The following is a 21,577-nucleotide window of genomic DNA, read 5'->3' as shown; positions in this document are numbered from 1 at the left end:
AACTCCTTTGTTAAATCAAAATTAAGGAGGTAAAAAAATAAAAAATTGTCATATCGATATAGGACAACATCATAGATATATACTGTCCCAGATTACAAATTTGGATGAATTTATTCCCACTAACTCTATGATCGGGAGGGGATCACTTGGAAAAGGTAGATATTTTTAAGGATATCGCCGAGAGGACTGGCGGCGATATTTACCTGGGGGTTGTAGGTGCGGTCCGCACTGGAAAATCCACGTTTATCAAAAAATTTATGGAGCTGGTGGTTTTACCTAATATCAATAATGAGGCTGACAGAGCCAGAGCGCTTGATGAGCTGCCGCAAAGTGCAGCAGGTAAAACGATTATGACGACCGAACCTAAATTCGTGCCTAACCAGGCAGCATCCGTGCATGTGGATGAAGGGCTGGATGTGAATATCAGGCTGGTAGATTGTGTCGGCTATACAGTTCCTGGAGCAAAGGGATATGAAGATGAGAATGGGCCAAGGATGATCAATACACCTTGGTATGAAGAGCCGATCCCTTTCCATGAAGCAGCTGAAATTGGAACCAGGAAGGTTATTCAGGAGCATTCAACACTTGGCGTCGTCATTACGACGGATGGGACAATTGGGGAGATCCCAAGGCAAGATTACATTGAAGCAGAAGAAAGAGTAATCGAAGAACTGAAGGAAGTCGGCAAACCATTCATCATGGTGGTGAACAGTGCGCAGCCGTATCATCCGAATACAGAAACGTTGCGTGCACAATTGGCAGATAAATACGATATCCCAGTGCTGGCTATGAGCGTGGAAAGCATGCGTGAATCAGATGTTTTAAGCGTCATGAGGGAAGCTTTATACGAATTCCCGGTACTGGAAGTAAACGTCAACCTGCCAAGCTGGGTGATGGTTCTCCGGGAGAATCACTGGCTGCGTGAGAGCTACCAGGAAGCTGTCAAAGAGACAGTGAAGGATATTAAAAGACTTCGTGATGTTGACAGGGTTGTCCATCAATTCAGTGATTTTGAATACATTGACCGAGCCGGCCTGGCAGGTATTGAAATGGGCCAGGGTGTAGCTGAAATCGATCTTTATGCACCTGATGATCTTTATGATGAAATCCTCAAAGAAATCGTTGGCGTGGAGATTCGCGGCAAGGACCACTTGCTGGAGCTGATGCAGGAATTTGCATACGCAAAAGCGGAGTTCGACCAAATTTCAGATGCACTTAAAATGGTTAAGCAGACAGGATACGGGATCGCATCTCCTTCACTGACGGACATGAGCCTGGAAGAGCCGGAAATCATCCGCCAGGGTTCTCGTTTCGGAGTCAGATTAAGGGCTGTAGCTCCTTCCATCCATATGATTAAAGTGGATGTAGAGTCCGAATTCTCGCCAATCATTGGCACTGAGAAGCAAAGCGAAGAGCTTGTCCGCTACTTGATGCAGGATTTCGAGGATGATCCGCTGTCGATCTGGAACTCCGACATCTTTGGCAGAAGCCTGAGCTCGATTGTGAGAGAAGGCATTTCGGCTAAATTAAGCTTGATGCCGGAAAATGCCCGATATAAATTAAAAGAGACACTGGAAAGAATCATCAATGAAGGTTCTGGTGGACTGATCGCAATCATACTTTAATTTGACTCCTTTTTGGGAGTCTTTTTGTTTTTTGCTCTGGGAAGCTAAATGTTGATTTTTAAACCCTGGTGATGTAGTGTAAGGCGCGTAGATTCCTCGAAAATGCTAACGAATTTCCTTCGTGTGTGGGCAGGTTCAAGGTAGTTAAATCAATGTCCTGCGGGCGCAGCTGGTCAGGTGAGACCTAGGTGAAATGATTCACGTGAGGAATCATTTGCACCCCGCAGGAACGAATCGGCGAGGAAGGCTAAGCGCCAGCCCCAAGGAAGAATTGCTCATGAAAAAGACGGCAGTTGGTAATTTTCATATTCTTCCAACGGAAAGCGAAGCGCCTGGAACGAAAATCAAAAGCCTGTTTAACAGATTCTTGTTTTTTAAAGAAATCAGGCGATTTTTCAGGTAAGGTAAATTAATCTTCTAATATAATAAAAATTTCCTGGAACAAGCAAAAAAACTGGCAAGTAAGGGATAAATATATTATTTTATGTTTAAACCCCTCTGACAAGGGTAAGGAAAGAGGGTTAACTTATTACAAATATGTTTCAAAGAAGAAAAGATTCCCATTATTTCTTGAAATTATCTTGATAAGAGGAAAACATTATGATAATCTTTTAACAGAATTAGCGTTGTTGCTTAAAAACCCTTATGTAATAGGGGTTCAAGCGATTTTGGATGAATTTATCAACAAATGATAAATAAAATCTTCCAGCAACGTATAGAATTCATATGTTTTGTTTAGAAATGTAGTAAGATGCTTAATTTCTGAGCAATGGGATCTCTTTGGGAGGAGGTGAATGGCATGAACAAAACAGAACTTATCAATGCAGTTGCAGAAGCTGGTGAGCTTTCAAAGAAAGACGCAACAAAAGCAGTTGACGCTGTTTTTGATTCAATCTTAAATGCATTAAAAGATGGGGACAAAGTACAGTTAATCGGTTTTGGTAACTTCGAAGTTCGTGAGCGCGCTGCCCGTAAAGGACGCAACCCACAAACTGGTGATGAAATCGAAATCTCTGCAAGCAAGGTGCCTGCTTTCAAACCAGGCAAAGCGCTTAAGGATGCAGTGAAATAATTACATACGGCGCACTGAGCGTATGCTAAACCCCAAGGCCGCGACCCGTTCGCGGCCTTTTTCTATGGGGTGAAACATTTAGCTTTGCCTGCTTTGATTTGGTTATGCTAAGATGAAAATATTATAATCAAATAGTTGGAAGACTATACAAGATTATAATGAGATTGATGGACCATAGGAGGAAACGCAGATGTCAAACGTCAATCGTGCCCAAATCGAAGAAGCGGTACGTTTAATATTAGAAGCAGTCGGTGAAGATCCTAACAGGGAAGGGTTGCTCGATACTCCAAAGCGGGTTGCGAGGATGTATGAGGAAGTTTTTTCAGGCCTTAACCAGGATCCAAAAGAATATTTCGAAACCATTTTTGGTGAAGACCATGAGGAGTTAGTCCTGGTCAAGGATATCCCATTCTATTCTATGTGTGAGCACCATCTTGTTCCTTTCTTCGGCAAGGCTCATGTCGCATATATTCCAAGAGGCGGAAAAGTTACCGGTCTCAGCAAGCTTGCAAGGGCAGTTGAAGCGGTAGCTAAACGGCCGCAGCTGCAGGAGAGAATCACGTCGACAATTGCGAATGCGATTATGGAAAAGCTTGATCCGCATGGTGTCATGGTTGTGGTTGAAGCTGAACATATGTGCATGACGATGAGAGGAGTCAAAAAACCTGGCTCTAAAACAGTTACCTCTGCTGTGAGAGGTACACTGGCTGAGGATGTAAATGCTCGTGCTGAAATTCTCTCTTTAATCAAAGACTGATATATTAGTCTTAATCATAATCTATCTCCGTATCGATGATGGCAAGAACTCATGAAAAGATTTCGAAGGCTGAAAGAAACTCTTTTAGCCTTTTGTTTTATATGAACTGAAATTTGATACTTGATTTTGAAATGCAAGTCTCGTCATATTCTTTTTGGGGAAGGGGGATAATAATGGATAAGAAACAAACCTTAAACACCGATTATGTCATAATCAAAGCGATTGAGGATGGCGTGAATGTGATTGGGCTTACAAGAGGGACAGACACTCGTTTCCACCATTCAGAAAAGCTCGATCAGGGTGAAGTCATGATCGCCCAGTTCACAGAACACACTTCAGCTATTAAAATCAGAGGTCACGCCAAGATTGTCACACCTTTTGGCGAAATAGAGAGCGAGAAAAAGTAAAGCGGTTCAAAAAACAACTATTTTGTTACAAAATCATGCTCAATTTGTAGCAAATAGTGTTTAATTTATATTATCACGCCCATGTTTTTATCTTTTGTGATATAATTGTCACTGCTTTGGAATGTTCGGTATAGATTGATCAGGCGTTTTTTTTATGCCTGTCTTAAAATTTTCTATTTTTAAAAATGGGCTCTCCAGGCCTGAATGACAAGTATCTATTCTTGACTAAAACCAAGTTATGCCCGCTGCCGGCAATCCAATAAATAAGGGGAACAAGGGTGATTCATTTGCTAGATTTACAAAACAAATTAGACGGCATCAGGGAGCTTCTTATAGAAAAACTTTCACATCCTTACTTGCAGAAGCATGTAGAATCTCCTTTTATTGATGATGATCGACTCTTGCTGCTTACTTCATTGCTTGAACAGCAAGAAGGCAACCAGGAGAGAGCAACCAGTTACACCCTGACCACCATGCTCCTGCAAATCGCCCTTGATACCCATGAGCATGTTCGCAACTCCCTGCCAGGTGAAGGGGATGAAAGCCATAAGCAGCGCCAATTGACGGTTCTTGCCGGGATATATTACAGCGGTCTGTATTACAAGCTGCTTGCGGACCTTGAAGATACTGATATGATCAAACAATTGGCATCTGGTGTAAAAGAAGTGAATGAGCATAAAATATCCTTGTATCAGAAAGATCCTGTAGCAATCGATCAATTGATGGAAAGCTTAAAACTGATCGAATCTTCTCTCCTGGGCAAGGTTGCTGACCATTATCATGCGGCAGAATGGTATGAATTCGCTTCAAACTGGCTTTTCGTCAAAAGGCTGCTTTCTGAAGAAGCAATTTACATGAATACAGGGCATTCTCTGCTATTCAATGCGCTGAAGAAGATCGCACTCCCAAAAATGGATCAAAAGGCTGCTGAACTTTCTGCTGAGCAGCAAAAATACCTTTTGTCGATCTGTACAAGATACATGGAATTTTCAATGACAAAGATAAAAACAGCTTCGAAAAAGCTTTCTGGGATGAACAGCTTGCTGCTGGAACGGTTAGACCTGACCGCCGGGCAGTATCAGACCATGTCTAAAAAATTCGCGGAAGAAGGGTAATGCAATGCAGCAATCGAAAGAAGAACGTGTTCATGGAGTCTTTGAAAAAATCTATGAAAATTACGATCAAATGAACTCTGTCATCAGCTTTCAGCAGCATATTAAATGGCGCAATGACACAATGAAGAAGATGAATGTCCAAAAAGGGGCTGCTGCCCTTGATGTGTGCTGTGGTACGGCTGACTGGACGATTGCCCTTGCGGAAGCTGTTGGCAAGGATGGCAAAGTGACAGGTCTTGATTTCAGCAAAAACATGCTGAAAATAGGTGAAGAAAAAATACAATCGCGCCACATGGACCAGGCAAACCTGATCCATGGGAACGCCATGGAGCTCCCATTCGATGACAATAGCTTTGACTATGTCACGATTGGGTTCGGATTGAGGAATGTCCCTGATTACAATCAGGTACTGCGGGAAATGCACAGAGTTCTTAAGCCTGGCGGTATGGCAGTATGCCTGGAAACTTCCCAGCCTACCATGCCGGGATTTAAACAAGCATACCGATTATACTTCAGGTTTATCATGCCAATGTTCGGAAAATTGTTTGCGAAAAGTTACGATGAATATTCATGGCTGCAGGAATCTGCTAAGGATTTCCCAGGAATGAAAGAGCTGGCCAAGATGTTCACGGAAGCCGGTTTCGTAAACGTCGAATACAAACCATACAGCGGCGGAGTTGCTGCTGTGCATATAGGCCGTAAATAATCCAATAGATTCTGGCTGCCCTTTTCTCATCGCTCGGCAAGGAAGGTCAGCCTGTTTTCATTTAAGGTCACTCTATTTATCCAGAATAGAACAGGGCCGGATGTAATTCTGTTGAGATTAAAAATGAAACTATTTGCCTGGGCATTAATTGCCCGCATAAAAGAAACCTCCTAATTGTGCAATGAAGCCATGAGGATGAGAAAGTCGCAACAATGGAGATCGAGAATGCAAAAGCTGGGTGGATAATAATGAAGATGAAGCTGTTATATACATATTTGAATTCTGATTTGACGTTAATAGAAAGAGAACTGGAAGAATCAATCCAGGCAGATTCCCATCTGCTTAGACAGGCAAGCCTGCACTTGCTTAAAGCAGGAGGGAAACGGATAAGGCCTGTTTTTGTGCTTCTCGGTGCGAAATTCGGTGATTATGATATCAATGTCATCAAGGATGTCGCGGTCTCTCTTGAACTCATCCACATGGCATCACTGGTACACGATGATGTGATTGATGATGCCGAATTGCGAAGAGGGCAGCCGACGATCAAGGCAAAATGGGATAACAGGATTGCCATGTATACAGGGGATTACATATTTGCGAGGGCGCTGGAGCTTATGACCGAAATTAAAAATCCGGCAGCGCACCAGATTCTCTCAGATACCATTGTCGAATTAAGTATTGGTGAAATTGAACAAATAAAAGATAAATATAATTTCGACCAAAACCTGCGCAATTATCTGCTCAGGATTAAGCGGAAGACAGCTCTTTTGATTGCTGCCAGCTGCCAGCTTGGTGCTGTTGTGGCAGGAGTCCCGAAAGAGGAGCATCACAAATTGTATAAATTCGGCTACTATGTCGGGATGTCCTTCCAGATTACGGATGATGTGCTTGATTTCACAGGAACAGAAAAGGAGCTTGGAAAGCCCGCTGGCGGGGACCTGCTCCAGGGTAACATCACCTTGCCAGTCCTGTATGCTATGCAGGATGAGTACATCAACAGCAGGGTCCGGACAGTCCATGAAGGAATGGAAAGGGCAGACCTGGAGGAAGTCCTGAAGCTGGTCCAGGAATCTGGCGCGATTGAAAAGTCTCTTGAAATCAGTGACCGGTATCTGGATAAAGCACTCGCCATCCTTGAGGAACTTCCGCCAAACAGAGCAAAGAAGTCATTGCGCGACATCGCCAAATTTATTGGGAAACGCAAGTATTAGCAAGTTGCGAATTTTTCAAAAAAATGATACTATTTCTAAGGATTGCTTTTGTAAGCGGTTCACATACATAGTGAAATAGGAGTGGAACTCATGGAAAAGACTTATTTGATGGTCAAGCCTGATGGCGTGCAGCGCAACCTGATCGGCGAAGTTGTAGCACGTTTTGAAAAGAAAGGCTTCCAGCTAGTTGGCGCAAAGCTTATGAACATCCCAAGAGAACTTGCTGAAGAGCATTATGGCGAACACAAAGAGCGTCCATTCTTCGGCGAATTGGTAGATTTCATTACTTCTGGTCCAGTATTCGCAATGGTTTGGCAAGGTGAAAATGTAATCACAACTGCACGCCAGATGATGGGTGCTACAAACCCTAAAGATGCAGCTCCTGGAACGATCCGCGGAGATTTCGGCGTTACTGTAGGAAAGAACGTCATTCACGGTTCAGACTCACCAGAAAGCGCAGAGCGTGAAATCGGACTATTCTTCAAACAGGAAGAGTTGGCTGAATACAGCAAATTAATCAACGAGTGGGTTTACTAATATAACCCCTGGACACTTGCTTATAGCAAGTGTCTTTTTTATTTGCGTCATTCTACTGCATCGGTGTACTGCTTTCGGATTATCGATTGGCATCATTGTGGACCCAACGGGGTTCGAGGCACCGATAGACTTCATTGGAGCAGTTATTTTCTAAAAAATGTAATATAAAGTAACCTACCGCCCTTATTGGGGCACTTGTTTTGCAAAAACTGTAATATCGGGGCACCAATAGCCCTTATTGGAGCACTGGTTATCCAGAAACTGTAATAACATGTCACCAATAGCCTTGATTGGAGCACTGATTATCCATAAATTGTAATATCGTGTCTCTAATAGCCTTGATTGGAGCATTGATTATCCAGAAATTGTAATATCATGTCTCTAATAGCCTTGATTGGAGCATTGATTATCCAGAAATTGTAATACCGTGTCTCCAATACCCCTTATTGGAGCTTTAATTATCCAAAAACTGTAATATCGAGTCACCAATAGCCCTTATTGGAGCCCTGATTATCCAGAAACTGTAATATGCTATCTCCAACAGCCTTGATTGGAGCATTGATTATCCATAAATTGTAACACCAGGTCAACAATAACCCTTATTGGATCACTGTATCTCCAAAAAAACTATTAGCTCGGCTCAACAATAGCCATAATTGGGTTTCATGCACAAAGCTCCTTGTATCTAACTGAATTAAGAAAGGGAATTTGTGCTAAATAGGGATAGCAAAAAATAGTGCACCTATCTCAAAGATTTCCGCTATAATGAAATTGTCCAGATTTTTCTAGTACCGATAAGGAGCAAACTGATGCAGCAAGACTATGAAATCTTTATATCGAAAATCTACGAGAAGACAGGTATCAACCTTTCTCTCTATAAAGAAGCCCAGATGAAGAGAAGGCTGACTTCACTCTATCAAAAGAAAGGCTTTTCATCTTTCCAGGATTTTTATCAAGGGCTCGACAAAGATCGGCAGCTATTGAATGAATTTCTCGATCGCATGACCATCAATGTTTCCGAGTTTTACAGAAACGCAAAAAGGTGGGAGGTCCTGGATCAGACAATCCTTCCTGAATTATTGAGCAAAAATCCTAATCCGAAAATTTGGAGTGCCGCCTGCTCGACCGGAGAAGAGCCATATACTCTATCAATGGTGCTTTCAAAGCATATACCACTATCCCGGATTCAGATTCATGCGACGGATATCGACGAAAACGTATTGGCAAAGGCAAGGCTTGGTGTTTATTCAGAAAGGGCGCTGAATGAAGCGCCAAAGGATATGGTTAACAAGTTCTTCAAGAAGGAAGGGCCATATTATACGGTAGCTGATGAAATCAAGAGGACTGTTACCTTTAAAAAACAGAACCTGCTCGCCGACCGCTATGAGGGTCCGTTCGATCTGATTGTCTGCCGGAATGTCCTGATTTATTTTACCGAAGATGCAAAGGAAAGCATCTACCATAAATTCAGCTCGGCGTTAAGGCAGGGCGGCATTTTATTTGTGGGCAGCACAGAACAGATCTTTAATCCTAGTACATACGATTTTGAGACAGCGGAGACTTTCTTTTACAGGAAGAAATAACAGGAGGAGCCGGGTGACCGTGCTCCTTTTGTTATTTGTAAAATAAAATCACCTGATGTCTGCAGACAATAATACATGATGGTTTTTTTGCGAGACTGAAGGGTTCATGATAAAATGGCTTCATTCTTTAAAAGGAATCATACATATTTCGAAATTTTTAATTTATTTATTGGAAACTGTGTGATATAGTAAAACAAATCCTTTAGCGAGTTGAAGGGGGAAAGTATATGAGATATTTAACAGCGGGTGAATCACATGGACCGCAGCTAACAACCATAATTGAAGGAATGCCAGCAGGAATGCCGCTGGTAGCAGAAGATATAAACAATGAGCTTGCGCGCAGGCAAAAGGGTTACGGCCGCGGCAGAAGGATGCAGATTGAAAAGGACCAGGTCCAGATTACTGCAGGAATCAGGCATGGTCAAACTCTTGGCTCACCAATCGCACTGGTGGTTGAAAATAATGACTGGAAGCATTGGACCGGCATTATGGGCCAGGAACCGCTGGATGATCATTCATCCGAAGAAGTGAAAAGAAAGATTTCCAGACCGCGTCCCGGTCATGCTGATTTAAATGGAGCAATCAAGTATGGACATCACGATATGAGGAATGTCCTTGAGCGTTCATCTGCAAGGGAAACGACGGTAAGAGTCGCAGCGGGTGCAGCGGCTAAAAAACTGCTGTCGCTGTTAGGGATTGAGCTAGTTGCACATGTTGTAGAAATTGGCGGAGTAAAAGCAATGAAGCAGGACTTTTCCTCACTGGATGAACTTAGAGAGGTAACAGAGGAATCTCCAGTTCGATGCTTCGACACCGAAGCCGGAAAAGACATGATGGCAGCGATTGATGAGGCAAAGAAAAATGGTGACTCCATCGGCGGTGTCGTTGAAGTCATTGCTGAAGGAATGCCAGCCGGGGTGGGCAGTTATGTCCATTACGACCGCAAGCTAGATGGTAAGCTAGCCGCGGCGATTATGAGCATCAATGCATTTAAAGGGGTCGAAATCGGTATTGGTTTTGAAGCAGCCAGGAAGCCTGGCAGCCAGGTGCATGATGAAATTGCCTGGGAAGAAGAGCGTGGTTATTACCGAAAAACCAACCGGCTTGGTGGGCTTGAAGGCGGGATGACGACAGGAATGCCAGTCGTTGTACGTGGTGTCATGAAACCAATCCCGACGCTTTACAAGCCATTGATGAGTGTTGATATCGATACTAAAGAACCTTTTTCGGCTAGTATAGAACGATCCGATGCCTGCGCAGTTCCGGCTGCTGCCGTCGTTGCTGAAAATGTGATTGCGTGGGAGCTTGCTTCTGCCCTGGTTGAGCAATTTTACGCAGACCGTTTTGACACGCTGAAAGCGACCATCGAGGAACAAAGAAGGACTGCGAGGGATTTTTAAATGCAGCAGGTGAAAATCGTTACAAGTACTAACTCATATCCCGTCTATATTGGGAGCGGTGCGATCCATCTCTTGAACGATTTCATCCAGAAGGCAGCAGATCGCTATACATCAATCATGGTCATAACGGATGAAACAGTTGCAAAGCACCATCTGGATTCTTTTCGGGAGTCGGCCGGTTTAAGCGAGCTCATCGTAAAAATCGTACCTTCAGGTGAGAAAGCTAAAACATTTGATGTTTATTATGATTGTCTTTCTTACGCACTGGAAAACAAACTCGACAGGAAGTCGCTGATTATTTCCTTTGGTGGAGGAGCAGTAGGAGACCTTGCGGGATTTGTCGCTGCATCATATATGCGCGGGATTCGTTTCATTCAAGTACCGACCACGATTCTAGCCCATGACAGTGCAGTAGGAGGGAAAGTGGCTGTTAACCACCCGTTAGGGAAGAATATGATCGGTGCATTTCATCAGCCAGACGCTGTGATTTATGACCTTGATTACTTGAAGACGCTCCCTGCACATGAAGTGCGTTCAGGATTTGCTGAAGTGATCAAGCATTCTCTGATTAGTGATGAGACTTTTTATAGATGGCTAAAGGAACAAATCCATTCACTGGATGCAATAAGCAATTCCCAAATGCTTGAATTCCTGACAAAGGGTATTTCTATCAAAGGTTCCTTTGTTGCAGAGGATGAAAGGGAGAAAGGGATTCGCGCATTTTTAAATTTCGGGCATACGCTAGGCCATGCAATCGAAGCTGAGGCCGGTTATGGAAATGTCACGCATGGTGAGGCTGTTGCGATTGGTATGCTATTTGCCCTCGAATTAAGCAAGGATTTGCTTGGGCTTGGTTTTAATTTGGATGAATTAAAGCTTTGGCTTAAAAAGCTTGGATATCAAACGTCCATTCCGAAAGGACTGGAAAGAGGGCAGTTGATCCAAAGAATGAAACAGGATAAAAAATCAGTGAGCGGTACCATTCGTTATGTTCTTTTGGAAGAGGTCGGCAAACCTGTGCTTATTGAAATAGATGAAAGAACATTGATGTCATATCTGAAGAAATTCGAAGAGGAGGTTGGGCTTGATGATTAGGGGAGTAAGGGGAGCCATCACGGTAAGCAGCAATGAAGAAAGGGAAGTTATTCTTGGTGCTGAAAGGCTTTTAAAAGAAATGATCGCTTCCAACAAGATTGCTCCGGGTGAAGTGGCCTCAATATTCATCTCTGCTACTGATGATGTCGATGCGGTCTTCCCGGCAAAGGCATTAAGGAACCTTGAAGGCTGGACCTATGTACCGGTCATGTGCATGAAAGAGTTATCCGTCACGGGCTCGCTTCCAATGTGCATCAGGGTGATGATCCATTTCAATACTGAAAAGAAGCAGGAAGAAATCAGGCACATATATCTTGAGGGAGCAGCTGGGCTGAGACCGGATTTGTAAAATTGTCCTTTTTTACTTTTTCTGCACCGTCAAACAGTGTATGATAAAAACATACTCTTTATTACTTTAATTAGATAGAGGATTAAAGAATCAGATAGTTGAGGTGGATAAGATGAGATGGAAAGAGCAGCTTTTAAAGCTTAAACCGTACCAGCCAGGAAAATCAATCGGGGAAGTTAAGAGACAGTATGGTTTATCAGAAATCGTGAAACTGGCATCAAACGAGAATCCATTTGGTTCTTCAGAAAAAGTGAGGAATGAAATTGCAGGCTATGCAGGTAAATTTTCGGTGTATCCTGATGGTTATGCTACAGAACTCCGTACAGCTCTTGCAGAGTATTTAGGAGTAAAAGAGGAGCAGATTATATTAGGCAACGGTTCTGATGAAATAATCCAGATGATTGCAAGAGCACTGCTTTCACCACAAACCAGAACAGTGATGGCTGCTCCGACTTTTCCTCAGTATAAACACAATGGAATAATAGAAGGCTGCGAAATTACAGAGATCCCTTTAGTGGACGGTGCACATGACCTGGATGGTATGGCGGCTGCAATCGATGAGAAAACTTCAGTTGTTTGGTTATGTTCGCCGAACAATCCGACAGGGATCCATATAACAGAAGAAGAACTTACTGCATTTATGGCACGGGTTCCTGAAGATGTGCTGGTAGTGCTTGATGAAGCTTATTTTGAATATGTGGATGCTGAGGATTTCCATGATTCAATGCGCCTATTGCAGCAATATAAAAACTTGATCATTCTAAGGACATTCTCCAAAATCTATGGCTTGGCAAGTTTCCGCGTAGGATATGGCATTGCCCATGAGGATACCATCAGGGCACTGGAGCCGGCCAGGGAACCATTTAATGTCAACACATTGGCCCAGGCAGCCGCGATCGCTGCATTGGGAGACCAGAAATTCATAGAAGAATGCAGGCGAGAAAACAGAGAAGGGTTACAGCAGTTTTACGATTTTTGTGATCATGCCGGATTAAAATATTATCCATCACAAGGAAATTTCATTTTGATTGATTTTAACAGGGATGGCCAGGAAGTGTTTCAGTTCCTGCTTGAAAGAGGATATATCGTCCGTTCAGGCACAGCGCTTGGATTTCCTACAAGTATAAGGGTCACAGTTGGTTCAAAGGAACAAAATGAAGGTGTAATTGGGATTATTAAAGAATTTCTGAATGTGGACACCGCAATATCTAAATAAGGATGTGGATTTTATGGAAGGCCGCGTATTGATCATTGGGCTAGGGTTGATTGGCGGCTCTCTGGGAATGTGTATTAAAGAAAAACATCCGGATTCAGAACTGGTAGGTTACGATTTGGACCAAAACCAGATGAACCTTGCCAAGATGCTTGGTGTAATTGACAGACCGGCAGGAGGCATTGAAGAAGAAGCTTCTGGGGCAGATTTGATCATCATAGCGACTCCAGTCACGATTGCAGGGAGGATCATCGAGACTTTGGCATCCTTGCCGCTGAAAAAGGAAGTCATTATTACAGACACAGGAAGCACCAAGGGGTATATCTCCCAAAAGGCATCCATCCTTTCCGACAAAGGGGTTTCGTTCATTGGTGGCCATCCAATGGCAGGTTCCCATAAAAGCGGGGTAGCAGCTGCCAAGAAAATATTATTTGAAAATGCTTTTTATCTTTTGACTCCTGCCAGCAACGTCATGAATGAGACAGTCGATCGTTTAAAAGCCTGGCTTTCAGGTACGAAAGCCAGGTTTCTGGATGTTTCTCCTGAAGAGCACGATTATCTTACTGGTGTTGTCAGCCATTTTCCTCATATAATTGCTGCTTCGCTAGTGCATCAGGCAGCGCGGGCGGACAAAGAGAAACCACTTGTAAACCGCCTTGCAGCAGGTGGCTTCAGGGATATCACGCGAATAGCTTCCAGCAACCCCAAGATGTGGAGAGATATTTTGCTTCAAAACCGCGATGTCCTGGTTTCTTTGTTGAATGACTGGCAGGCTGAGATGGAACGGGTAAAGGAGTTATTGTCCGCAAAGGATGAAGACAAAATTTATGATTTCTTTGAATCTGCGAAAAAATATCGTGACGGTCTTCCTGTAAAGGATAAGGGAGCGATTCCAAGCTTTTATGACTTGTTTGTGGATGTTCCCGATTATCCAGGTGTGATTTCGGAAGTAACCGGGTACCTGGCAATTGAGAGAATCAGCATAACGAATATCAGAATCATTGAAACCCGTGAGGATATATATGGAGTGCTGGTGATCAGTTTTCAGACACCTGAAGATCGGGAAAAAGCAATGAAATGCATTGGGAAACACACGGAATTCGAGATGTCTGTTGCAGAGTAAATTGAAGGAGCAAAATTATGTCTACAAAAACACTTAAAACAAACAAAACCTCCCTGGAGGGTGAAATTAAAGTACCGGGAGATAAATCCATTTCACATAGGGCAGTCATGTTTGGCTCCATTGCTGAAGGGACCACCCAAATCGAGAATTTCCTTCCCGGAGAAGATTGTTTGAGTACGATTTCCTGCTTTCAAAAACTCGGAGTCGAGATTAACAGGAATGGAAATGAGGTTACTGTTTCAGGCAACGGAATCAAGGGCTTAAAGCCACCGGAAGAAACGCTGGATGTCGGCAATTCCGGAACGACCATCCGGCTGATGATGGGAATCCTTTCTGGACTGCCTTTCGAGTCCCGTTTGGAAGGGGACGAATCAATCGCACGGAGGCCAATGACCAGAGTAACTGTTCCATTGTCAAAAATGGGCGCAAGAATCGATGGAAAGAAAAATGGTGAGTTCACTCCGCTGATTGTAAAAGGCGGGAAGTTATCGGGCATTACATATCAATTGCCTGTTGCGAGCGCACAGGTGAAATCGGCTGTTCTCCTTGCCGGTCTGCAGGCCGAAGGTGACACAGTCATCGTCGAACCAGTAAAGACAAGGGATCACACAGAACGAATGATTACGCAGTTTGGCGGCAAAGTCGAACGTGCAGGAGATTCGGTAAAGGTAGTCGGAGGCCAAACACTAAAAGCAGCTAATATAAATATTCCTGGTGACATCTCATCCGCTGCCTTTTTCCTGGTGGCAGGTGCTATAGTGCCAGGGAGTGACATCCTACTTAAGAATGTTGGGCTTAATCCGACAAGGACGGGCATCATTGATGTCCTTGAAGCAATGGGAGCAGATGTCAAGATTGAACCATATGATCAAGAGGCAGCTGAGCCTGCAGGAGATATTAGGATCAAATATTCAAAACTAAATGCTGCAAAGGTTGAAGGAGACTTGATTCCCCGTCTGATCGATGAAATACCCGTCATTGCTTTACTTGCCACACAGGCCGAGGGCAAGACGATAATCAAGGATGCAGGGGAATTGAAAGTCAAGGAAACAAACCGAATTGATACTGTGGTAAATGAATTAAAGAAGCTTGGTGCGAATATCGAGGCAACAGAGGATGGGATGATTATTTACGGGCAGCAAAACCTTGCCGGCGGAACCGTTTCTGCTTATGGGGACCATCGAATCGGAATGATGCTGTCAATCGCTGCCCTGCTTTGCCAAAAAGACGTCGTCCTCGAACAAAGTGAGGCAGTCGCCGTTTCTTATCCTGGTTTTTTCGATGACTTGTATAGCTTAGTACAAGAATAAAATAGCAGGAATGAGGGCCATCAAGTAATAAGATGGCCCTCATTCATTTATTAAGTCTCTTTTCTCAAACTTTGTTGCTATTGACTACTAAATGGGATTGAATGATCTAGTTTTATTCATAAAATTAAGACTTGTTATGAGAAAAGAGCTTGAACACTTAAAAACGAACAGCAAAATGGCTTTATAGCACGTTAAAATCGGCTTTAGGATTTTAACAACAATCTTTCCGAAAACAACTTTTATTAGAGGTAAAAGGAATACAAGCCGTTATATTCCCGGATTTTTTGCATAGTTTGTCATAAGACCGATAAAGGAGTGGTTTTATGGCATACATTATAGAAAATATCCACCTCATGAAGGGACAGGCCCTGATTAATACTAGCATGCTTGTAGAAGGTGACCGGATTATAACGACGACTTCGAGACTCAATCGGCATCAGCATATGAAGATGGATGCGGACAAATATATCATGACCCCTACACATGTCCTCTATGATTCCAATTTGCCTCTGGCAGGTTCCTTTAAAGACAGGAAAGAATATTACTTGAAGAACTTTATCATGAAGGGAAGCACTGTCATCTTCACACCTGTCCGAGTCGAATATGAACGGCAGCTTGAAGAAAAGCTGAAGCAGGCAAAAAGTGATTTGCTGGACAGTCCGATTGACTTTGTTCTTGGAATCTCCATTCCGGTAAGGTTGCTGAAACCCCAATTCATCCGCAAGTGCAAAAAGTTGAAGATACCGGCTATCTTTCTTGAAATCGATGAGATGTGCAGCTTGGAGACCATGCCATGGGGATGGATCAAGGAAGCCTTGTTTCCCTACAACTGTCCGATCATCCCGTTATTTTCAGAAAGCCACCACAAAAAAGAGAAGCAGCAACAGCTGCATGCCTGGAGCAGTTTGATGAAAAAGGAGAAGGTTCCAGCCTTATACGAAGAATTGAAGGATGGCTGCCCTGTTTCAAGATCGGTTTTAAAAAAAACCGGTATTTTTCCGGGGAAATCGAATCTGCACAGTGGCGGGGAAGTCAGCTATAACCTTTATAATATTAGTGCAGAAACAAAACATCGTGATGAGCAGGGGTTATTTTTTCAGTCCAAGCATTTAGTGGTGACTGTGGACAAAGGAAAAGTCATTCGTGCAGGAGATGAGGTTTATTATCGTCCAGGAAAGGGAGAGAATGTTATAATCAAGACACCAGGATTTTTTACTGATAACTACTAATTAGACGTTAAGGTACTGCCTGACTAAAAAAACGGACAGTGCCTAATTTTGAGGATAGGATGATAGCAATGGTCGCAGTAAATGAAATAACCAGTCTTATAGAAAATGGACAGCTTGAGAAAGCTATGTCTGCATATAGGGAAATTCTTGAACAAGGCAATGACGAAGAGAAATTCCTGCTTTCAGAGGAGCTTTTCCGTTTTGGGTTTATGGAAGAAACGGAAACTCTGATTGAAAGTTTATTGAAAAACTACCCAGAAGAGGGTGAACTCCATGTCCTGCTAGCAGAAACAAGAATTGAACTCGGTAAAGAAGAAGAGGCTATGCTCACTCTCGAAAAGGTAGACAAAGACGACCCTGCTTTCCCCCAGGCACTTCTTCTGTTGGCTGATTTATATCAAATGGAAGGTCTCTATGAAGTGAGTGAAAACAAACTCCTCGAGGCTAAAAGAATTTTACCGGATGAATCGGTGATAGATTTTGCTCTTGGGGAACTTTACGCTCATCAGGGAAAACTTGCGGAAGCGATTCAATATTACGAAACAGTCCTTAAGGTGCATGAAGAAATCGGCGGGGTAAACATCAACCAGAGGCTGGCTGAAACATTAAGTGCTGGTGGATCATTTGAAGAAGCGCTTCATTTTTACGATATAGCCCTCGAACAAAAGCTGGAAATCAATACTTTATTCGGTTATGCTTTTACAGCACTGCAGGCTGGCTATAATAAAACAGCAATCGAAAAATTCGAGGAATTGAAGACTCTCGACCCTGAATATCACTCACTATATCTCTATCTTGCCAAAGCCTATGAACGGGAAGAAATGGCGGAGGAAGCGTTTGAAGCTGTCAAACAGGGCATTGAGCAGGATGAATACAACAAGGATCTATACTTTTACGGCGGGAAGCTTGCCCTTAAGCTTCCGGATGAGGATACTGCCGAGAAATTGATACGGGAGGCCATTGCGCTGGACCCGGGATTCATGGAAGGAGTTCTTGTCCTGAACAAACTTCTGTTGAAGCAGGAGCGATATGAGGATGTTCTGGAGCTGATCGGTGCGGCGGACTATAATGAAGAAGAAGAACCGCAAATCCTATGGGATGCAGCTATTGCATATCAGCATATTGAAGATTATTCACAGGCATTAAACAAATACCAACTAGCATATACTTTCTTTAAAGACAACAAAGAATTTTTGTCAGACTACGGATATTTTTTAATTGAAGAAGGAAAAATGGGCGAGGCCGCCGAAATTCTAAGTATGTTAGTTGAAAAGGAACCTGGCAATGAAGAATTCCGTGAAATGCTGGAGCGTTTGACGGAAAATCAGTAACCGAAAAAAATTTAAGTTATGCAGAGGAGGGATTCAAAAATGACAACCCCTGTATCTGTCAACGAGAAAAAGGATTTTATCCGCTGGTTTTTGAACCATTATCAGCTGAAAAGGCGGGAATGTGTTTGGATCCTTAACTACTTGATGAGCCATGATCAGCTGATGGAAAAGGTACACTTTGTGGATAATGCCCAGCATTGCCCAAGGGGATTAGTGATGTCGACACATTGCGTGGATGAAGTTCCATTCCGGTTCTTCAAGGAAAATGTGATGACGACCGATGCTGAGAAGTCTTTTCATGATATTCGTTTGAACAGGGAAGAAGAAATCTACATCCAACTGAATTTCCATGCTTCAAACAAAGCCCATCAATTTGCGGCCGTGCTGGAAGAAAACCCTTATATGCCAGGACAGCTCCAAATCAGCGAAAGCGACAAAATGGTGGCAGAAAGATTTCTGGAGGAAAGCATCCACAATTTCCAGAAAGACAAATTGTTATCCCTGATTGACCAGGCACTGGACAGCCAGGACCAGGAAGCCTTCGAACATCTTACAGAGCAATTAAAAAAATTAGGTGCAGTCAACTCTTTATAGCTTGCTAAAAAATAGCAGGCTTTTTATTTTGCCCGTTTTCAAAGTGGTTGGCAGTCTGAGTACGAATGGGTTTTCCCTGGATTATAAGGTTAGACCGTAAAAATAATTTACGCCCCATACGATTCGAAAACAGTATTTAATCATGATATTATAGAATGGATGTAAACAATGGGTTATGATTGCAGAAGATGGAAATCTATGTTTACGATTCTAGCCTAATTGAAAGATGGAGTTGGTATTATGAAATGGGTGGCAGCAGATGTTGAAATGTATCAAAAAGCTGCTGAGTACGTTGACACGGCAATCGTCCCGCTTTTGCCAGTTTCTTTTGGTGAGGACATGAAACAAAATGCTTCAATGGCTGAGTTCACAGGCATCCTTACATCTCAGCTGGAAAAGCAGTTTCGGGGGCGAATTTTCCTTTTGCCTGATTTTGTGTACATAAAGGAAGATGAGGGCAGCCTGGACGCTTTAAAGAATTGGGAAAATAGTCTATTGGACAAGCAGTTCAATCATATCTTTTATGTTACGTCTGACAGCCGCTGGAGGCATCGAGAAAAAGACCTTAATGGTAATGTGCTTTGGATGCCGTCCTTGTCCATGGATCAGATGCATGACCAGCAAAAGGTAGCAATCGTGGATGATCAAGTTAAGCAATTATTATCTTTGTTCACTGAGAAATGGGATGAAAAATAGCCCTCTGTTATTTTTATCACTGCGAAAAATGTTTTCAACATAGTATTATATTGATTTTGTAATGAGATTGATATATCATGGTTATGTCCTAGTTTTAAAATGTGTTTAAATTATGTCCGTTGGGGACTTAACTTGGGAATAGAGGGGGGAATAACGTGAGTAAGCATCGTGTTTCAAGACGTCAATTCTTAAACTATACTCTAACAGGTGTAGGCGGTTTCATGGCTGCGGGGATGCTGATGCCAATGGTTCGCTTTGCCGTCGATCCTGTGCTGAAGGGTGAAGACACGGGAGATTTCATCGCGACTCCATTGAAGATCGCAGAAATCAAGACTGAACCGCAAAAAGTCAATTTTAAATTCAAACAAAAAGATGCATGGTATGAATCTGAAGAAACAGGAACAGCCTGGGTTTTCAAAAATGAAGCCGGGGAAATCGTTGCCTTGTCGCCAGTGTGTAAACACCTTGGATGTGTTGTAGACTGGGGTACTGACAAGGAGCATCCTGAACAGTTCTTCTGTCCTTGCCACTATGGCCGTTATGAAAAAGATGGAACCAATGTTCCTGGTACACCGCCATTAGCACCTTTGGATGTGTATCCGACAAAAGAAAAAGATGGATTCCTTTATGTAGGAAAAGCTCAACCACGAAAGGGGGCGTAATCATTGTTAAACAAAATTTACGATTGGGTAGATGAGCGTTTGGATATTACGCCTTTGTGGCGCGATATCGCAGACCATGAGGTACCTGAGCACGTTAACCCGGCGCATCACTTTTCTGCGTTCGTGTACTGCTTTGGCGGTCTGACGTTTTTCATCACAGTCATCCAGATTCTTTCCGGTATGTTCCTGACAATGTATTATGTTCCGGACATCAAGAATGCCTGGGAATCTGTGTACTACCTTCAAAATCAAGTAGCGTTTGGACAAATTGTTCGCGGAATGCATCACTGGGGTGCGAGCCTTGTCATCGTCATGATGTTCTTACATACACTTCGTGTGTTCTTCCAGGGCGCTTATAAGAAACCTCGTGAATTGAACTGGGTTGTCGGAGTACTGATTTTCTTCGTAATGTTGGCTCTTGGCTTGACAGGATACTTGCTTCCGTGGGATATGAAAGCATTATTCGCAACCAAGGTTACATTGCAGATTGCAGAAGCTGTCCCATTGATTGGGCCATACATTAAAATTCTGCTATCCGGACATTCAACAATCGTTGGTGCCCAAACCTTGACACGATTCTTTGCGATTCACGTATTCTTCCTGCCTGCAGCACTATTAGGCTTAATGGGAGCACACTTCCTGATGATTCGTAAGCAAGGTATTTCTGGTCCATTGTAAAATTTGAATGAAAACGTTGCGCGAATTGAGATTCGTTCAACTATACGGAAAAAGGAGGGGATCGCTCGATGCATCGTGGTAAAGGTATGAAGTTCGTAGGAGACTCACGTGTCCCTGCAGAACGCAAGCCTAATATTCCGAAAGATTACTCGGAATACCCTGGCAAAACGGAAGCGTTTTGGCCTAACTTCCTATTGAAAGAATGGATGGTTGGTGCTGTTTTCTTAATCGGATACTTGAGCTTGACCATTGCTCACCCGTCTCCGCTTGAAAGGATTGCCGATCCTACAGATACGGCTTATATTCCATTGCCAGACTGGTATTTCTTATTCTTATATCAATTGCTGAAATATTCTTATGCTTCAGGTCCATATACTGTAATTGGAGCTATGGTAATCCCGGGTCTTGCATTCGGTGCATTACTGCTGGCGCCATTTATTGACCGCGGCCCTGAGCGCCGTCCATCAAAGCGTCCACTTGCTACAGGATTCATGCTGCTGGCAATCGCTTCTGTTTTCTACCTTACTTGGGAATCAGTTGCGACCCATGACTGGGAAGCTGCAGAGAAACAGGGGCAGATTGTGGATGTGGAAATCGATAAGAATTCTGATGGATACAAAATTGCCCAGGCACAGACATGTACTTCCTGCCATGGCGGGGAACTTGCCGGCGGTGCTGCAGCACCGAGCCTGCTTGAAACAAAATTGAACGCTGAAGAAATCGCAGATGTTGCAAAGAATGGTAAAGGTAACATGCCTGCAGTTTTCAAAGGAACGGACGAGGAACTAAAGACATTGTCTGAGTTCATCGACGGTCTAAGCGAATAATAACGAAAGGAACCTGTAATCAAACTTGCAGGTTCTTTTTTATTGTATAGGAAATTT

The 21,577-nt window shown here is 43.1% G+C and carries 23 protein-coding genes; 22 read left to right on the top strand and 1 reads right to left on the bottom strand.

Features of this window, described 5'->3' with window-relative positions; genetic code table 11:
- Window positions 1-146 precede the first annotated feature (146 nt).
- The 6 genes from spoIVA (at window position 147) to M3593_RS03450 (ending at window position 5,682) form a co-directional block, all read left to right on the top strand.
- Entirely contained in the window at window positions 147-1,625 is a 1,479-nt protein-coding gene (spoIVA, locus tag M3593_RS03475; protein ID WP_144476766.1) for a stage IV sporulation protein A, read from the top strand.
- A gap of 799 nt (window positions 1,626-2,424) precedes the next feature.
- Entirely contained in the window at window positions 2,425-2,697 is a 273-nt protein-coding gene (locus tag M3593_RS03470) for an HU family DNA-binding protein (protein ID WP_079509561.1), read from the top strand.
- Window positions 2,698-2,887: 190 nt separating this feature from the next.
- Window positions 2,888-3,454 (top strand): GTP cyclohydrolase I FolE, encoded by a 567-nt coding sequence (folE, locus tag M3593_RS03465; RefSeq protein ID WP_144476769.1) that lies wholly within the window; start codon window positions 2,888-2,890, stop codon window positions 3,452-3,454.
- 173 nt (window positions 3,455-3,627) lie between these two features.
- Window positions 3,628-3,861 carry a trp RNA-binding attenuation protein MtrB gene (mtrB, locus tag M3593_RS03460; RefSeq protein WP_144476772.1) on the top strand — a complete coding sequence of 78 codons (234 nt, stop codon included), beginning with the start codon at window positions 3,628-3,630 and terminating at the stop codon, window positions 3,859-3,861.
- A 278-nt stretch (window positions 3,862-4,139) separates the two neighbouring features.
- Window positions 4,140-4,976: a heptaprenyl diphosphate synthase component 1 gene (locus M3593_RS03455; protein WP_144476775.1), complete on the top strand. Its 837-nt coding sequence runs from the start codon at window positions 4,140-4,142 to the stop codon at window positions 4,974-4,976.
- Window positions 4,977-4,980: 4 nt separating this feature from the next.
- A complete protein-coding gene (locus tag M3593_RS03450) occupies window positions 4,981-5,682 on the top strand; it encodes a demethylmenaquinone methyltransferase (RefSeq protein WP_144476778.1) in 702 nt (233 codons plus the stop codon).
- Between the two features lie 26 nt (window positions 5,683-5,708).
- Here M3593_RS03450 and M3593_RS23970 read toward each other — a convergent pair whose 3' ends face one another.
- Window positions 5,709-5,840, bottom strand: a complete 132-nt coding sequence (locus M3593_RS23970) for a hypothetical protein (RefSeq protein WP_260983581.1) — start codon at window positions 5,838-5,840, stop codon at window positions 5,709-5,711.
- A 90-nt stretch (window positions 5,841-5,930) separates the two neighbouring features.
- On the opposite strand from M3593_RS23970, the gene hepT reads away from it, so the two are divergent.
- The 16 genes from hepT (at window position 5,931) to M3593_RS03370 (ending at window position 21,520) form a co-directional block, all read left to right on the top strand.
- The gene (gene hepT, locus M3593_RS03445) at window positions 5,931-6,893 is read left to right on the top strand and encodes a heptaprenyl diphosphate synthase component II (protein WP_144476782.1); all 963 of its coding nucleotides are present in this window, start codon (window positions 5,931-5,933) and stop codon (window positions 6,891-6,893) included.
- Between the two features lie 90 nt (window positions 6,894-6,983).
- Complete coding sequence (gene ndk, locus M3593_RS03440; RefSeq protein ID WP_144476785.1) at window positions 6,984-7,430, top strand: nucleoside-diphosphate kinase; 447 nt, start codon at window positions 6,984-6,986, stop codon at window positions 7,428-7,430.
- 809 nt (window positions 7,431-8,239) lie between these two features.
- The gene (locus M3593_RS03435; protein WP_144476788.1) at window positions 8,240-9,013 is read left to right on the top strand and encodes a CheR family methyltransferase; all 774 of its coding nucleotides are present in this window, start codon (window positions 8,240-8,242) and stop codon (window positions 9,011-9,013) included.
- Window positions 9,014-9,240: 227 nt separating this feature from the next.
- Window positions 9,241-10,413 carry a chorismate synthase gene (gene aroC, locus M3593_RS03430; protein ID WP_251540704.1) on the top strand — a complete coding sequence of 391 codons (1,173 nt, stop codon included), beginning with the start codon at window positions 9,241-9,243 and terminating at the stop codon, window positions 10,411-10,413.
- Window positions 10,414-11,508, top strand: a complete 1,095-nt coding sequence (aroB, locus tag M3593_RS03425; protein WP_251540695.1) for a 3-dehydroquinate synthase — start codon at window positions 10,414-10,416, stop codon at window positions 11,506-11,508.
- Window positions 11,501-11,857 carry a chorismate mutase gene (aroH, locus tag M3593_RS03420; RefSeq protein ID WP_144476797.1) on the top strand — a complete coding sequence of 119 codons (357 nt, stop codon included), beginning with the start codon at window positions 11,501-11,503 and terminating at the stop codon, window positions 11,855-11,857. The genes aroB and aroH overlap by 8 nt, the downstream gene beginning before the upstream one ends.
- Window positions 11,858-11,969: 112 nt before the next feature.
- The gene (hisC, locus tag M3593_RS03415) at window positions 11,970-13,073 is read left to right on the top strand and encodes a histidinol-phosphate transaminase (protein WP_251540693.1); all 1,104 of its coding nucleotides are present in this window, start codon (window positions 11,970-11,972) and stop codon (window positions 13,071-13,073) included.
- 13 nt (window positions 13,074-13,086) lie between these two features.
- The gene (locus M3593_RS03410) at window positions 13,087-14,193 is read left to right on the top strand and encodes a prephenate dehydrogenase (RefSeq protein WP_251540691.1); all 1,107 of its coding nucleotides are present in this window, start codon (window positions 13,087-13,089) and stop codon (window positions 14,191-14,193) included.
- 17 nt (window positions 14,194-14,210) lie between these two features.
- Window positions 14,211-15,503 carry a 3-phosphoshikimate 1-carboxyvinyltransferase gene (aroA, locus tag M3593_RS03405; protein ID WP_251540689.1) on the top strand — a complete coding sequence of 431 codons (1,293 nt, stop codon included), beginning with the start codon at window positions 14,211-14,213 and terminating at the stop codon, window positions 15,501-15,503.
- Between the two features lie 323 nt (window positions 15,504-15,826).
- Entirely contained in the window at window positions 15,827-16,732 is a 906-nt protein-coding gene (locus tag M3593_RS03400) for a hypothetical protein (RefSeq protein ID WP_251540686.1), read from the top strand.
- A 68-nt stretch (window positions 16,733-16,800) separates the two neighbouring features.
- Entirely contained in the window at window positions 16,801-18,063 is a 1,263-nt protein-coding gene (locus M3593_RS03395; protein ID WP_144476813.1) for a tetratricopeptide repeat protein, read from the top strand.
- A 39-nt stretch (window positions 18,064-18,102) separates the two neighbouring features.
- Entirely contained in the window at window positions 18,103-18,657 is a 555-nt protein-coding gene (locus tag M3593_RS03390) for a ReoY family proteolytic degradation factor (RefSeq protein ID WP_144476816.1), read from the top strand.
- Window positions 18,658-18,897: 240 nt separating this feature from the next.
- Entirely contained in the window at window positions 18,898-19,353 is a 456-nt protein-coding gene (locus tag M3593_RS03385) for a YpiF family protein (protein WP_251540684.1), read from the top strand.
- A 155-nt stretch (window positions 19,354-19,508) separates the two neighbouring features.
- Window positions 19,509-20,015 carry a Rieske (2Fe-2S) protein gene (locus M3593_RS03380; RefSeq protein ID WP_144476822.1) on the top strand — a complete coding sequence of 169 codons (507 nt, stop codon included), beginning with the start codon at window positions 19,509-19,511 and terminating at the stop codon, window positions 20,013-20,015.
- 3 nt (window positions 20,016-20,018) lie between these two features.
- On the top strand, window positions 20,019-20,693 hold the full coding sequence (gene qcrB / locus M3593_RS03375; RefSeq protein WP_102263395.1) for a menaquinol-cytochrome c reductase cytochrome b subunit: 675 nt from the start codon (window positions 20,019-20,021) through the stop codon (window positions 20,691-20,693).
- 68 nt (window positions 20,694-20,761) lie between these two features.
- On the top strand, window positions 20,762-21,520 hold the full coding sequence (locus tag M3593_RS03370; RefSeq protein ID WP_144476825.1) for a menaquinol-cytochrome c reductase cytochrome b/c subunit: 759 nt from the start codon (window positions 20,762-20,764) through the stop codon (window positions 21,518-21,520).
- The last annotated feature ends 57 nt before the right edge of the window (window positions 21,521-21,577 follow it).

It is taken from the genome of Mesobacillus sp. MER 48, assembly GCF_023714225.1.
GTDB lineage: Bacteria > Bacillota > Bacilli > Bacillales > Cytobacillaceae > Mesobacillus > Mesobacillus oceanisediminis_A.
The sequence above is the reverse complement of the archived record's forward strand: the minus strand, read 5'-3'. Positions and strand labels throughout refer to the sequence as shown.